General features: G+C 36.2%; 14 protein-coding genes and 1 tRNA gene. 7 read left to right on the top strand and 8 right to left on the bottom strand.

Annotated elements, in window-relative coordinates:
* The 3 genes from ACIQ2S_RS05225 to ACIQ2S_RS05215 all read left to right on the top strand — a co-directional run.
* Positions 1-334, top strand: a 334-nt coding sequence (locus ACIQ2S_RS05225) for a rhomboid family intramembrane serine protease (protein WP_396173562.1), incomplete at its 5' end; no start/stop codon positions are given.
* Between the two features lie 59 nt (positions 335-393).
* Entirely contained in the window at positions 394-1,080 is a 687-nt protein-coding gene (locus tag ACIQ2S_RS05220) for an SIMPL domain-containing protein (RefSeq protein ID WP_396173560.1), read from the top strand.
* 84 nt (positions 1,081-1,164) lie between these two features.
* On the top strand, positions 1,165-1,731 hold the full coding sequence (locus ACIQ2S_RS05215; protein WP_396173558.1) for a chalcone isomerase family protein: 567 nt from the start codon (positions 1,165-1,167) through the stop codon (positions 1,729-1,731).
* A 188-nt stretch (positions 1,732-1,919) separates the two neighbouring features.
* Here the strand turns inward: ACIQ2S_RS05215 and ACIQ2S_RS05210 are convergent.
* Both ACIQ2S_RS05210 and ACIQ2S_RS05205 read right to left on the bottom strand, forming a co-directional pair.
* Positions 1,920-2,001: transfer RNA gene (locus ACIQ2S_RS05210), tRNA-Tyr, on the bottom strand.
* Between the two features lie 154 nt (positions 2,002-2,155).
* Complete coding sequence (locus ACIQ2S_RS05205; RefSeq protein WP_396173556.1) at positions 2,156-3,295, bottom strand: redoxin domain-containing protein; 1,140 nt, start codon at positions 3,293-3,295, stop codon at positions 2,156-2,158.
* A gap of 133 nt (positions 3,296-3,428) precedes the next feature.
* Here ACIQ2S_RS05205 and ACIQ2S_RS05200 point away from each other — a divergent pair, with 133 nt between their 5' ends.
* Both ACIQ2S_RS05200 and ACIQ2S_RS05195 read left to right on the top strand, forming a co-directional pair.
* The gene (locus ACIQ2S_RS05200) at positions 3,429-5,396 is read left to right on the top strand and encodes an endonuclease (protein ID WP_396173554.1); all 1,968 of its coding nucleotides are present in this window, start codon (positions 3,429-3,431) and stop codon (positions 5,394-5,396) included.
* 5 nt (positions 5,397-5,401) lie between these two features.
* Complete coding sequence (locus ACIQ2S_RS05195; RefSeq protein ID WP_396173551.1) at positions 5,402-5,917, top strand: hypothetical protein; 516 nt, start codon at positions 5,402-5,404, stop codon at positions 5,915-5,917.
* On the opposite strand, the gene mnmE is transcribed toward ACIQ2S_RS05195, so the two are convergent.
* Positions 5,918-7,318 carry a tRNA uridine-5-carboxymethylaminomethyl(34) synthesis GTPase MnmE gene (gene mnmE, locus ACIQ2S_RS05190; protein WP_396173548.1) on the bottom strand — a complete coding sequence of 467 codons (1,401 nt, stop codon included), beginning with the start codon at positions 7,316-7,318 and terminating at the stop codon, positions 5,918-5,920.
* Positions 7,319-7,665: 347 nt separating this feature from the next.
* Here mnmE and ACIQ2S_RS05185 point away from each other — a divergent pair, with 347 nt between their 5' ends.
* Positions 7,666-8,505, top strand: coding sequence for a universal stress protein (locus ACIQ2S_RS05185; RefSeq protein WP_396173546.1), 840 nt, complete (start codon positions 7,666-7,668; stop codon positions 8,503-8,505).
* Between the two features lie 220 nt (positions 8,506-8,725).
* Here ACIQ2S_RS05185 and dnaN read toward each other — a convergent pair whose 3' ends face one another.
* The 5 genes from dnaN to ACIQ2S_RS05160 form a co-directional block, all read right to left on the bottom strand.
* On the bottom strand, positions 8,726-9,844 hold the full coding sequence (dnaN, locus tag ACIQ2S_RS05180; RefSeq protein ID WP_396173543.1) for a DNA polymerase III subunit beta: 1,119 nt from the start codon (positions 9,842-9,844) through the stop codon (positions 8,726-8,728).
* 66 nt (positions 9,845-9,910) lie between these two features.
* Positions 9,911-11,596, bottom strand: coding sequence for a gliding motility-associated ABC transporter substrate-binding protein GldG (gene gldG / locus ACIQ2S_RS05175; RefSeq protein ID WP_396173541.1), 1,686 nt, complete (start codon positions 11,594-11,596; stop codon positions 9,911-9,913).
* Positions 11,596-12,321, bottom strand: a complete 726-nt coding sequence (gene gldF / locus ACIQ2S_RS05170) for a gliding motility-associated ABC transporter permease subunit GldF (protein ID WP_396173537.1) — start codon at positions 12,319-12,321, stop codon at positions 11,596-11,598. The genes gldG and gldF overlap by 1 nt, the downstream gene beginning before the upstream one ends.
* A 151-nt stretch (positions 12,322-12,472) precedes the next feature.
* Positions 12,473-12,769, bottom strand: coding sequence for a putative quinol monooxygenase (locus ACIQ2S_RS05165; protein WP_396173535.1), 297 nt, complete (start codon positions 12,767-12,769; stop codon positions 12,473-12,475).
* Between the two features lie 3 nt (positions 12,770-12,772).
* Complete coding sequence (locus ACIQ2S_RS05160; RefSeq protein ID WP_396173533.1) at positions 12,773-13,612, bottom strand: S-adenosyl-l-methionine hydroxide adenosyltransferase family protein; 840 nt, start codon at positions 13,610-13,612, stop codon at positions 12,773-12,775.
* A gap of 106 nt (positions 13,613-13,718) precedes the next feature.
* On the opposite strand from ACIQ2S_RS05160, the gene ACIQ2S_RS05155 reads away from it, so the two are divergent.
* Positions 13,719-14,669 carry a PhoH family protein gene (locus tag ACIQ2S_RS05155; protein WP_396173531.1) on the top strand — a complete coding sequence of 317 codons (951 nt, stop codon included), beginning with the start codon at positions 13,719-13,721 and terminating at the stop codon, positions 14,667-14,669.
* The last annotated feature ends 389 nt before the right edge of the window (positions 14,670-15,058 follow it).

Raw genomic sequence — 15,058 nt, 5'->3', positions numbered from 1 at the left:
TTCTTATAGAGCCGTTGGGGCTTCGGGAGCGGTAACCGGCGTTTTGTATTCGGCGATTTTACTTAATCCCGATATGAATTTGTATTTCTTTTTTATCCCGATTCCAATTCCTGCGTATGTATTTGGAATTGGTTATTTGCTTTATTCAATATATGGTATGAAGGCAAAACGTGACAATATCGGACATACCGCTCATTTTGGGGGAGCAATTGGTGGTTATGCAATAACGTTGTTCAATCAGCCTAATTTACTCACAGAGAATTTATTAATGGTCGTTTTATTGGCGATTCCAATTATTATACTATTTGTAATGGCCAAAATGGATAAGATTTAAGTCTTCCGAGTTGCTTTGGCATGTTATTTGAAATTCACCAGTTGTTAAAATTTATAAAAATGAAAAAATCTATTATGATCATTCTTACGTTAGTCGTAACCGGAATGAGTGCTCAAGAAGTAAAACAAGTCCCTCAAATTTCTGTTACTGGCGAAGGTCGGATTAAAGTCGTCCCGGATCGAGTTGAAATTAGTTTAGGAGTGAATAATTTTGGCAAAGATGCTGCCGAAGTAAAAAAGTTAAACGATGAAACCGTTGATAAGGTGTTGAAATATATTAAAAAATTCGGCGTTCCTGAATCCGATTTTAAAACAACGCAAGTAAGTTTGAATAAAACATACGATTACGAAAAAAAGAAGCAAACGTATCAAGCCAGCCAGTCCATTTCGATTGTTTTGAAAGATATTACAAAATATGACGAATTGATGATGGGATTAGTTGACAACGGAATCAATTCAATTGACAACGTTGAGTTCAAATCCTCTAAAATGGAACAACATAAATCGGAAGCACGAAAATTAGCGATTCTTGATGCTAAAAAGAAAGCGGAAGATTATGTGTCTGTCTTGAATCAAAAAGTAGGAAAAGCTATTTTGATTACCGATAATTCAAGTCATTATCAACCACCAATGTATAAAAACGCACTATATGCGATGGATGCTGTGGCTGAATCAAGCCAACAAACACTAGCCATTGGTGAGATAGATGTTTTAACAAATGTCTCCGTCAGTTTTATTTTGGAATAACATTCAGTTTCTGTAATTTCGTAATTGTCCGAATTGGATTTTTTTTAACCAGGACATAATAGAAAACATAGTTTACCATTAATTATGAAAAAATACACAAGTACATTTTTGATGTTTTGTTTTTTTGTGACAACTTTAGTTCATGCACAAAAGACTGTTTCCGGAGTTAAGTTAGATGCCAAACTAACGATTGAAGGCCAAGAGTTATATTTTAATGGTGCAGGGGTTAGAGAAAAAATGTGGATGGACTTATATGTGGGTTCGTTATATCTTGATAAAAAATCTAAAAATGCCAAGGAAATTGTCAATTCAAAAAATGCAGTGGCTATAAGGTTAGATGTAATTTCTAGTATGGTTACTTCAAAAAAAATGGTTGACGCACTTGACGAAGGCTTGATTAAGTCTACAAAAAATAATATTGCACCAATTAAAGATAAAGTGGCAAAATTTAAGTCTTTGTTTAGCGATGAAATCAAAGTGGGTGACAAGTTTATTTTGGTATACGTGCCGGAAAAAGGGGTGGTGTTTTATAAAAATGGAGAAAAAAAAGGTGTCATCGAAGGTTATGATTTTAAAAAAGCTCTTTTCGGGATTTGGTTAGGCGACAATCCCGCTGATGAAGGACTTAAGGAAGGTTTGTTGGGCTCCTAATATTCTTAATTGCGAAGCAATTTGAACAGGGATGGACTTTAGTCCATCCTTTCTGTTTTTATAAAACAATTTGTGCAAAGTTTGACAGGATTACCTTCGGTGATCCTGTGGGAGGAAACCTTACCCAAACAAAAATCCCAAAACACTTACAAAAGCGAGCTTTTGACATGTTTTGGGATTTTTGTTTGTGGGGAGAGCAGGATTCGAACCTGCGAAGATGTAATCAGCGGATTTACAGTCCGCCCTCGTTGGCCGCTTGAGTATCTCCCCCTGCATGAACGCGGTTGCAAATATAAAATTGTTTTCAAAGAATCCAAACCTTTCCAGTGATAAATTTCAAAGAAATACGCAATGGATTGCTAACTAGAAAAATAAAAAAATCTCCACGAAGGGAGATTTTAATTATAACGAAAGGTTGTGAAGTTTATGATCCTAAAAGTTCCTGAACTTTAGCTTTTAATGCAGCTCCTCTTAAATCTCTAGCCACTATTTTACCGCTCGAATCTAAAATAAATGTCGCAGGAATTGCTTGTACACCATACATTTTAGCAACCGGATCTTCCCAAAACATTAAATTTGAAACTTGTGGCCAAGTCAATTTGTCTGTTGCAATCGCTTGAATCCAAGCCTCTTTTGCTTCAGGTTTATCTAAAGAAACACCGATGATGTTTAATCCTTTTGAATGAAACTCGTCATACAATGCCACAACATTTGGATTCTCTTTTCTGCACGGTCCACACCAAGATGCCCAAAAATCAATGATGGTTACTTTACCTAAGCTTTCTTTTAAAGAAACCGCTGTACCCTGTGGATTTGGAGCCGAAAAATCAGGAGCCATGCTTCCGACTTCTACCGATGGTTTTTTAGAAAACTCGTCTATTTTTGCTTTGGCAGAAACACCCGGTTTTGATTTTTTTAATGGTTCAGATAAGGTATTATATGATTTTTCAATTTCTTTCCAATCTTGCCCCGGAAGACTTAACATTTGGTCGAGGAACACTGCTGATAAAAATGATTTCGGATGATTTTTAACATGGTTTTTTGCTGCAGTCATGTAATCTACTTCAAACTTTTTATTTTCTTTCATCAAGGCATTCATCGTCACAGTGTCGTTCGCCGCTTGAGCAGCCATCCACTTTGGAGTGTTTTCATCCTGGAATTTCTTCATTCGTACATTAATCGCATCTGTAATTTTAGTATGAGCGACATATTGATCATTACTATAGGTACCTGAAATTTTACTTTTTTGAATGCTGTCTTTGTAAGCCTCTATCTTGATTGATCCACTTTCTAAGATAAAAGGAATCTTGCCGTTTACTGTTTGAACTTGAATATAATGAAACCCCACTTCTTTTGATTCTCCTTTAAAACTAAATTTACCATTGTCCATTTTTGTTGTGTCCATTGGAATGAAATTGCCCATTTCATCTTGTTTTTCTAAAATAACAAAGATGCCACTTTCGATACCATCTATCGTTCCTTCGATTTCAAATTCATTCTCGGCTAACTTATTACATGAAATTGCAATGGCTAGAAAGGCAAATGCTAAAACTATTTTCTTCATTTTAAATGTATTGTTAAAATTTTTGTTGCAAAACTATATAAAAAAACGAATTTCAGCACCTATTTTAGATAATATTTATCATTTTGTGGGGTTAGTTATAATCAATTATATTTGTGAAAACTAATAAACAAAAATGATCAAAAAAACAGTAACTTTATGGTTATTAATTATTTCCAACGTAACTTTTGGACAATTAGTAGTTAATGAAATAGATTCAGACACGCCTAGCATCGACGATAAAGAATTTGTAGAACTTAAATCAAATGTCCCATTTTTTTCTTTAAATGGCTATGTGGTTGTTTTTTTTAATGGAAATCCAAGTTCGTCAACCGCTAATCAAAGCTATTTTGCAGTTGATTTAAATGGGTTTGTAACAGACGCAAACGGAATTTTTGTTCTTGGGAGTAACGCAGTTTCTCCGGTTCCCCAAAAAATTATTTCAGATAATACCATTCAAAATGGAGAAGATGCGGTTGCTATTTATTTAGGATCTGTGGCTAATTTTCCGGATGGCACTTTAGCAACTGCAACCAATTTAATTGATGTGTTGATTTATGATACAAGTGACCCTCAGGCAACATCTTTAATGACCTTATTTAATGTGTTCGTCCAAACCAATGAGAATGCAAACAGTTTAGGTACTACGCAATCGATACAACGAAAACCCGATGGAACTTATGAAGTTAAAGCACCAACGCCCGGAGCTACTAATGACGGGAGTGGTATTCAATTTAATGGAATTACCATCACCGCAAACACTGCCAATTTAAATGAAGGTGATAGTTTTCCGATAACGTTTACCACGCAAACGCCTGCTGTATCCGATTTAAGTTTTACCTACACTTTGACTAACGGTAGTTTTACAGCTGCTGATTATACAGCTAATTTAACGGTTGCTATTCCCACAGGTCAATCTAGTTTTACGACAAGTATCCAAATTATTGATGATGCAGTAGACGAAGGTGATGAAGAATTACGTATTAAATTTGGAACACTTCCTTCAGGATATGTTCGATTAAATGATAACATCATTATTCGGGTTGTTGACAATGATTTTTCAACATCTCCTTGGGGAACACCTTTAAATCCAACCTTTGGGTTGGTTGCTTCTACAGCTCCAACCGGATATTACGATTCATTAAATGGTAAAGCAGGAGCAGTTTTAGTGCAAGCCATCCAAGATATTATTGCAAATCCTGCTGTTGTTCGGGCACATACGTATGGAGATGTGACCAATATTATAAAAATTGCTGACAGAAATCCGTTAAATCACAACCAAGTTTGGTTAATGTACGTGGAACAACCTCGTGCTGTTTTAGATTTTCAAACGACCGGAAACAACACAGGAACGTGGAATAGAGAGCACATTTATCCGCAATCAAGAGGTGGCTTTTCAAACGGAACTTCTGATACTCCTGATGGAATTGCTATTTGGTTGCCCACAAATGCTGATGATATTTTGGCAGGCCATGCAGACGCTCATCACATTCGTGCAGAAGACGGTCAAGAAAACAGCTCACGAAATAATAAAGATTACGGATTAACAGATTACAATGGTCCTGCCGGAAACCAAGGAAGTTGGAAAGGCGATGTAGCTCGTGCCGTTTTTTATATGGCCATTCGCTACAATCTTTTGAATGTAGTCAATGGGAATCCTCCCGATACAACTTTACATCAATTGGGAGATTTGGCTACTTTATTAGTTTGGAATTCAACAGATCCTGCTGATGATTTTGAAATGCATCGAAATAATTACATTTATACGTGGCAAATAAATCGCAATCCGTTTATTGATTTGCCTCAACTGGCTAATTATATTTGGGGAACCAATACAGGTCAGGTTTGGCAGGGAAATTTGTCCGCAACGAGTCCTTCGCAATTAAAGGCTTCGTTGTATCCAAATCCTGCACAGAATTCAGTTACTATTTCAGGGATAGCTTCAGAGTATTCGGTTACTGTTTATAATCAATTAGGGGCAAAAGTATATGAATCCAAATTAAACGGTACGTATCAAATCGAAACGAATTGGGGAAGCGGATTGTATTTCATTACCATTGCTACGGAATCGAGCAGTAGTACTCAAAAATTAATCATTAATTAGAAAAAATGGGAAGTTTAGGTAACCGAAAGCAATCACCTTTGTACCAAAAAGCAGAAGAGATTTTTAAATTGACGCATGCATTAATTGAAATCATTCCAAAAGACAATGAGTTTTTACAAGAAACTTGTGCACGGTTTATGATGGAAGATGCCATGATGCTAACCGCTAAAATTGCCGGAGCAGAAGCAGTAGAATTATATGATTTGAAAATGGAAAATGCAGCCATTATCAGAAAATGTGCAAGGGAATTATATGTAAGAGCCGGAAGTTTACGTTTTGAAGAGGATATAAAAGACAAAGAATACATCGAATTACTTCGAAATGAAATAGAAGAATTTCGATTATTATTTATCGATTGGGTAGCAACTTTTGACCCTTGGAATTACATCATTGACCGATGGGGATTATTTAATCCGCCGGGTGTTTCAGCACATGACAAAGATCCGGATGAAGATATCCCCTTTAATCCTGACGATTTTTTTGATCAAATGAATACGGATGATTTGGATGAGGAAGAGTAGTTATTTCCCAATACAGAAATTAGCAAAAATATTCCCCAACAATTCATCATTTGTCACTTCGCCCGTAATGGCACCAAAATGGTACAATCCATCGCGAATATCAATCGCCATGAGGTCAGAAGAAAGTCCCGATTCCAACCCCCATTTCACCTTCTGAATGGCTTCTAAAGCTTTCAACAGCGAATCGTAATGGCGGGAATTCGTGACAATCGTTTCGTTGTTGCGTAAAGCCCCGGTGTTAACAAAGGATAATAGTTTTTGCTTGAGTTCATCAATGCCGATGTTTTGTTTGGCGGCGATGGTTGTAGGTTTCAGGTTTATAGTTTCAAGTTGTTGGTAAATAGACAACAGCTCTTCTTTGGATAATAAATCAATTTTATTGATCACAACAACAAGCGGTTTTAAAGGGTATTTATTTTTCACCTTTTCAATTTCACTCAAGTACTCTGAAGTTGAAACTTGAAACTTGAAACTATCAAACAAATACAAAACCACCTGTGCTTGCTCAATCTTTTCAAAAGTCTTCAAAATGCCTATGCTCTCCACCACATCTTTCGTTTCGCGGATGCCTGCTGTATCGATGAATCGGAAACCAATACCTTCAATCACCAACTCGTCTTCAATCGTGTCGCGAGTGGTGCCGGCAATTTCAGAAACAATCGCTCGCTCCTCGTTCAATAAGGCATTTAGAAGGGTAGATTTCCCTACGTTTGGCTCGCCAACAATTGCTACCGGGATGCCATTCTTAATCACATTCCCCACTGCAAACGAGTCGATTAAACGTTTCAAAACAAAATCAATGCGAGTGAGCAAATCAGTGAATTGGGTGCGATCGGCAAACTCCACATCTTCCTCCGCAAAGTCCAGTTCCAATTCAATAAGTGACGCAAAATTAAGCAACTCCGCCCGTAACAATGCAATCTCGTTGCTAAAACCACCTCGCATTTGTTGCATGGCAATTTGATGTGAGGCTTCGTTGTCTGACGAAATTAAATCGGCAACTGCTTCGGCTTGCGATAAGTCTAATTTGCCGTTTAAAAAGGCACGCAATGTAAATTCACCCGGTTTAGCCATCGTACAACCGTTCCGCAACAACAGCTGAATTATTTGTTGCTGGATAAAGGTCGAACCGTGACAAGAGAGCTCCACCAAATCCTCACCCGTATATGAATGTGGATTTTTAAATAATGAAAGTAATACTTGGTCATACACTTTTGTACCGTCGACAATGTGACCCAAATGAATGGTATGCGTTTTTTGTTTGGTAATATCTTTTTTAGAAACTGATTGAAAAATTTGAGAAGCAATTGAAATGGCCGCTTTGCCTGAAATTCGAATCACAGCAATGGCTCCCGCTCCCGAAGGTGTGGCCAATGCAACAATGGTTTCGTTGAGAATCATAAGGAATTAGTTAAATGTAATTTTTCTCGCAATTTTCTTTTCTCGTAATTTGTTTTCTCGCAAAGTCGCAAAGTCGCAAAACTTTAAAACGTGCAATTTGCATATTTTCGAGAGATTTTAAATTATCGCTCAAGTTTTCAATTCTTACTATTCGCGACTTTGAGTCTTTGCGAGAGATTTAAACCTATCACGGTGTAAAATTAACAATAATAACTGACACTTTTGCGAGATTTAGTACTGCACCCGCTGTTAATTATTTTCTTAAAATGATAAATATCATGTCATTTGCCAACAACAATTTGTAGATTTACCTAACAATAAAATAGTAACACGTAATAATTTGAGTCATGAAACGTATTCTTTTTCCAACCGATTTTTCTGATGCTTCTCTTAATGCATTCATTTATGCTTTAAAATTAGCCGACGCTTTTGAAGCTGAAGTACTCACGCTTCATGCGTATGAACTACCACAATTACATTACGGCGGTTTACCTCACACATTGAAAGAGGTATACGACAGTATTGAATTGGAAAGTTTTGAAGATTACAAAGATCAAATTCCGTTGCTTCGTGAGATTGCCGAGAGAAACAATTTGGGGCACGTTAAAATTAGTAATATTTTAAAGCACGGCGATTTGATTTGGGCCATCAAAGACGTGGTGAAAAATGAAAAGATTGACTATGTAGTGATGGGAACTAAAGGAGCCACTGGTTTAAAAGAAACGTTTTTAGGATCCAACACCGGTAGTGTAATTACGGAAGTGAACGCTTACGTTATTAGTGTTCCCGAAGAGTCTGAATACGAAGGAATTAAGAATATTGTTTTTACCACCCGATTCAACGAAGAGGATAAAAAAGCTCTGAAAAAAGTGTTGGAGTTAGCCAAAATTTTTGGTGCCAAGGTACATTGTTTACTTGTGAAAAATAAAAAAACCAATGTGAACGATGTGATTATACAAGATTGGAAATTCCTATTTAAAGGCGAGAACATTGAATTTCATATTATTGAAAACGACGATGTTAAACAAACCATTTTGAACTTCACTAAATCGTACGAAATTGATCTTTTAGCGATGTTAAATTACAAACGTGGTTTCTTTGAAGAGTTGTTCCGCCAAAGTCTGACTCAGAAATTGTCTTATCATTTACAAGTGCCTTTGTTGGCAATTCATGAAGATGCGTTGTAATAAATTCGTTGGGTTTTGAAAATAGCCCGTGAGTGTATGATGGGGTTCTTTCCGCTACGGCGGACAGGCCTTTGTCAGGATGACAAAAAAACACCTGCGTACATCAAAGTCCCATAGGGTCGACTTGCTGTTAGTTGTGCGTAAATAATATTCGTCCCGCACAAAAAAAACCGCAGTTCCAAACAGAACTGCGGTTTTCGTGGTATAGAGTTAGTTAATTTTAATTGTTTAGCATTACCGGCATCACCAACATAGTAACAGTTTCACCATCGTCAAGTCCATCCACAGGAGTTAAGATTCCTGCACGATTGGGCAATGACATTTCCAACATGATTTCATCCGATTGCAAGTTGTTCAACATCTCCGTTAGAAAGCGAGAGTTGAATCCAATTTGCAAATCGTCTCCTTGGTAATCACAAGTTAATCGTTCTTCGGCTTTGTTAGAATAATCAATATCCTCAGCAGAAATATTTAATTCTGTTCCCGCAATTTTCAAACGAATTTGATGGGTGGTTTTATTAGAAAAGATTGCCACACGACGCACGGAGTTTAAAAACTGTGTACGATCGATGTGTAATTTATTTGGATTCTCTTTTGGAATAACCGCTTCATAGTTCGGATATTTCCCATCAATTAAACGACAAATCAACGAGTAATTGTCAAATGAAAACACAGCATTGCTATCGTTGTATTCAATTTTTACTTCGCTGTCTGAAGTTCCTAAAATACCTTTTAGAATGTTCAAAGGTTTCTTAGGCATAATGAAATCAGTCACTTCAGAAGCTTGTACATCGGTGCGTGCATATTTTACTAATTTGTGAGCATCGGTGGCTACAAATATTAATCCTTCCGGGGAAAATTGGAAAAACACACCCGACATCACTGGACGTAAATCGTCATTACCGGCTGCAAAAATAGTTTTGCTGATGGCTGTTGCTAAAACTTCAGCAGGCACCAGGGTAGAAGAAGGGTCGTCTAAAACAACCGCTTTTGGAAATTCATCTCCGGGAGCATAAGCCAACGCATATTTACCTGAATTGGAACTAATTTCAATCGTACTGTTTTCCTCTACGGTAAAAGTTAACGGTTGTTCCGGGAATGTTTTTAGTATTTCTAAAAGCAATTTTGCAGGAACAGCAACGCTTCCTTGACTTTTACTGTCAATTTCAAGTGTGGCAGACATAGTAGTTTCTAAATCAGAAGCAGAAACAATCAATGCATTATTTTCTAATTCAAAAAGGAAATTATCTAAAATAGGTAAGGTATTACTACTGTTAATAACACTTCCCAATACTTGTAGTTGTTTTAATAAGTAGGAACTCGATACGATAAACTTCATTGTGTCTTTTTTTAATCTCACAAATATAACCTTAACTATGCAATATCAAAAAGAATTTTATTAACACTACTTCGCATACATTCTGCGACGGAAGTACACAAAAAAGATTCCGAAAAGTGCAACGATTACTATTGGAACTCCAACAGTTAACGCTTGCGTAGCCGTGTAATTTTCAAATACTTTTTCTTTATCCAATAAAGGTAAATTTACTTCTTTGCTTCGGATGTTAATAAGTCCGGAATCATCCAGCAAATAATTGACACAATTCAATACAAATTCTTTATTTCCGTAATATTTGTTGGTCCATTTATCAAAGCCTAATTCTAGTGGTTGGTAGTTTTTGTCAATTTGATTTTTGATGATATCACCGTCGGAAACCACAATCATTTTTGTGGATTTTCCCATCGGTTGAAATTTCAAATCTTTAAAGGGTAACACTCTATTTTGATACACCGATGTAAAATTTCCTTCCAATAAAACGGCAACAGGTATCAAACCTGTTTTATCAAACTCAGCAGGTTCCGGTCGTTCGGAAACCATATTTAAATTCACTTCAACGGGTGTTCCAATTGCTTTTGAATACGGAGATGATTGTAATAAAACTGTTTTTTTAATTCCGTTCTTCAACGTGTCAATCGGATTGGTAAACTCAAATTTTAACGCCTCCAAATTATTGACAATCGGATGTTTAGATTCCGGATAAATCATTGGCGAATACAACCAAGGAAATTGCGTGTATTGCATGGCAGAACCTGCATCGCCGGTAGCTAAAGAAATAGGGGTAGCCATGACATCTTTTACCAACGCAGGATTGATTCGGAATCCATATTTAAAGAATAGGTCGTTTAAATTTAAATCTCTCGGGAAAGCCAACGTGGTTCGCGTTTCATTGTATAAACTATCCATTTCTACAGTAACGGCATCCACCAACCAGAGCATTTTTCCGCCATTCATAACATATTGATCCAATACTAACTTTTCTTCATCCGTAAAAGCTTCGGAGGGTTTTACCATGACGGCTAAATCATATTCCTGTAATTGTTTTAAAGCTTGCGATGGGTTTTTGGCGATACTGTCAAAAGTGAATGGAGCAATAAAATAGTTTTCACGGATTTGTTTTAAGGCATCAGCGATAAAAATATCTTCGGGTTGACCATTGCCTTTTAATACCGCTACTTTTTTTGATTTCTCCTGACAGATGGTGTGGAACGCATTGATAAAAGCATACTCTAAATGCTGCACCGAACTCACCACCTTTTCTTCCGTTGAAGCTCCCATCATATTTTTAAGTAGCTGAATTTTGGTATCACGGGTGCCACTGTAGGCAAATGCCCAAGGAAAAACGATTTCCTGTGATTGTTTTCCTTTGTCTTCAACAGTGATGTTAATGGGAGTCATTCCTTTTTCAACAAACGCATCCATGATGGCAGCTTTGTCTGTTTCGTCCTCCAACGGATTTACAAACTGAAACTGAATATTCGAATTGTAAGCCTTGAATTCTTCAATAATTTGACGGGTTTCGGTTTGCAAACGTTTGATATCTGCGGGAAAATTGCCTTCTAAAAACACATCAATAAATAAGGGTTCCTTAATTTCGGATAAGATTTTTAACGACGATTCAGATAGTGTGTAGCGTTTGTCTTGAGTTAAATCAAAACGCTTGAAATAGAACGAACTGAGGATGTTGACACCAATCAACACTACCAAAAGAGACAGTACCTGACGAAGATTTTTTTTCTTAGTAGCTTTCATTATCCTTTCATTGATTTAAGTTGATAAACGGTGCCTGACAAAAACAATAGCGTGACACTGATAAAGTATATTATATCTCTTGTGTCAATCACACCTCTACTCATGCTTTTAAAATGGAAATTCATTCCGAGCGAGTTGATTAAATCACCAAAACTGCCACCAATTTTTGATAATCCCTCGAATCCATAAAAGAACAAGAAGCACAAAAAGACGGCAAAAATAAAAGCGACTATTTGATTGTCAGTTAATGTTGAAGTAAATATTCCGATAGAAGTGTAGGTAGCAATCAAAAACAGCAAACCAAAATAGGAGCCAAGCGTACTTCCCATATCAATATTTCCGGCAGGAAAGCCTAGGCTGGAAATAGCATATACATAAATAATGGTAGGAATAATTGCGATGACAATTAATAAAAAAGCACCTAAAAACTTACCGTTGACAATTTCCCAACTGCTCATGGGTTTGGTTAAAAGCAATTCGATGGTACCTTGTTTTTTTTCATCCGAAAAACTTCGCATAGTAACGGCCGGAATTAAAAATAAAAGAATCCAAGGAGCTAATGTAAAAAACGGACTCAAATCAGCATACCCACTGTTTAAAATATTGAACTCGCCTTCAAATACCCAAAGGAATAGTCCGTTAAGTAATAAAAAGATGCCAATCACCAAATACCCGATGATGGAACCGAAAAAAGATTTTATCTCTCTAAAAAGTATTGCTTTCATTTACTTATTTTTTATTCGTTTATAGGTTTAATCGGTTAATTGTTAAATCGGTTAATTGTTTAAAGGTCTAATAGTTTAAATGTTGAGGACGAAGGTTATTTACACCACTTTAAACCATCTTAAACAACCTTAAACAATTTTAAACAATCTTTTAAACCAAAGAAACCAATTGATCCACACTCCAAGCCTCCGGTTTTGCATTAAACAGTTTTTTTGTGAATTGCCAAACATCGTAAAATAATTCCGAATTACGGTAATTTTCCAAATCTGATTCTTCTTCCCAAAAACTGTAAGTAAAGAATAGTTCCGGATTATTTTTATCCTGATACAATTCAAGTAAACGATTTCCGGGAGCGTTTCGTATTTTTTCTTTCATTAAATCAAAATTCTCCAAAAATGCGGGAATATTTTCTTGATGAAAACTCATTTTGACAATTCGTATAAACATACATTAACGTGTTTCAGTAATAAAATTAATGGTTACGGTATCTTGGTGTCCCAGCCCTAGCAACGAATGAGCACTACCTAAGCTTTTTGGATTACTGCGGAAAATAGCAATTTCCAAATAGCCTGCCTCATTAAAAACCGCTAGACTTTGTCCTTCGTATTGCTTAATCGGATATTTATCAGACAAAGCCACTGCCGAATAGTTGGGCAAGATTGTTTTTAAAGGTTTAGGTTTGATGGCAATTTCATAGGGTCGGCCTTTCCCGATTTCCAAAAATATTTTTTTCGTGATGTTGACTACAACATTTCCAAAATGGTCAATATAAATAACAGTTCCTTTGATGGAATTTCCATCTTTGGATAACTGCGGTTGCAAAGTGACAATTTCTTTGAGCGACTGGGTTTCTTTACCAATCACATTCAGCAATCCACCTTTAGCTAAGTGGCAAGCTACTGTTTTAAACACATCCATGTCGGTGGAAGTTTCCGGCAATCGATCGTGAATATTAATAGTGACAATTTTTTGAGGAACAATTTTTTGTGACAAAATACTCAAAATACCATTGTCGGCACAAATAAAGTACTGGTCGTTCCATTGAATGGCCACGTGCTTATTTTCTTTGGTACGTTCCGAGTCCACACCAATAATATGCACCGTTCCTTTGGGAAAACTGGGATAGGCTGCATTGATTATGTAACTGGCTTCTTCAATGTTAAATGGGTCGATGGCATGCGAAATATCAACAATTTTAGCCTCCGGAAATTCTGAGAGTATTTTCCCTTTCAAAGCACCCACAAAGTGGTCTTTTTGTCCGTAATCAGTCGTAAGGGTAATTATTGACATATTTTTGTTTATAACTATTCGTAAAACCTACGAAGTTTTTTGTTTAAATTTGAGTGATGCAAATCTACTAATTAAAAACTATTTTTTAATTTTAAAACCACTGCTTTTGAACGAAAGAACCATCGAACTCCACGACATTGCCCCAAAAGAGTTTTGGGGAGCACAAGATTCCCATCTTGAAACCATCAAAAAGTACTATCCGAAGCTAAAAATTGTAGCCCGAGGCACCACCTTGAAGGCTTATGGTGAGAAGGATGTGTTAGATGAGTTTGAAAACCGATTCAACCGATTGATGCTTCATTTTACCCGTTACAACAACATTGACAGCAATGTGATTGATCGAGTGATTATGAGCAATTCGGCCGAAGAACAAAAAATGCAAGACCATGACAAAATATTAGTACATGGCATCGGTGGTAAATTAATTAAAGCATTGACGCCTAACCAGCAAAAAATGGTTGAATTGATATATAAAAACGACATGGTTTTTGCCATTGGTCCCGCTGGTACCGGTAAAACCTATACAGGAGTAGCCTTGGCAGTAAAAGCATTAAAAGAAAAGCAAGTCAAGCGAATTATTTTGACCCGACCTGCAGTAGAAGCAGGTGAGAACCTTGGTTTTTTACCGGGAGACATGAAAGAAAAGCTTGATCCATACATGCAGCCATTGTATGATGCGTTGCGTGATATGTTGCCCCCTCAAACTTTAGAAGACTACATATTAAAAGGAATCATACAAATTGCTCCCCTGGCTTTTATGCGGGGACGTACCTTAGACAATGCTTTTGTGATTTTGGATGAAGCACAAAATACGACGCATTCGCAAATGAAGATGTTTTTAACGCGAATGGGAAAAAGTGCTAAGTTTATTATCACAGGCGATCCTGGTCAGGTAGATTTACCAAGAAGAACCATTTCCGGACTAAAAGAAGCAATCTTAATTTTAAAAGATGTTGAAGGTGTAGGTATACTATATTTGGATGATAAAGACATCGTTCGTCACCGATTGGTAAAGAAAATCATCGACGCATATAAGAGTATCGAAAATCACGATTAGTATTTTTTTATTGACATTTAAAAACACTTAAATGATTTCAAATTATTTGAGTGTTTTTTATTTATTTTAACAAGCATGAAAAGAATTTTTGTTGCTGCTGCTTTTTTATATTGTATCTTATTTCTTTTAATTTCTTTTAATTTTGATTTTTCTTCTTCAATTATTCCCGGATGGAACACAACAATATATCCATTTTGGTATGTTTTTGGTTTGCTTACATCTTTGATACTATTTTTTTTATCATTGTCATTTTTAGTAAGGAATATCTACAAAAAATTAGGTAAAGTTTCGAAAAATAATTTCTGATTCTTTTTAATTAATCTTTGATTGAAAACAACATATAATTTTTACTTTTGCAGTCTCAATAAATAGTCTAATGAACACGATTA

This window comes from Flavobacterium sp., assembly GCF_044371705.1.
In the GTDB taxonomy this organism is placed as follows: domain Bacteria; phylum Bacteroidota; class Bacteroidia; order Flavobacteriales; family Flavobacteriaceae; genus Flavobacterium.
This window is presented reverse-complemented; position numbering and strand designations above follow the sequence as displayed.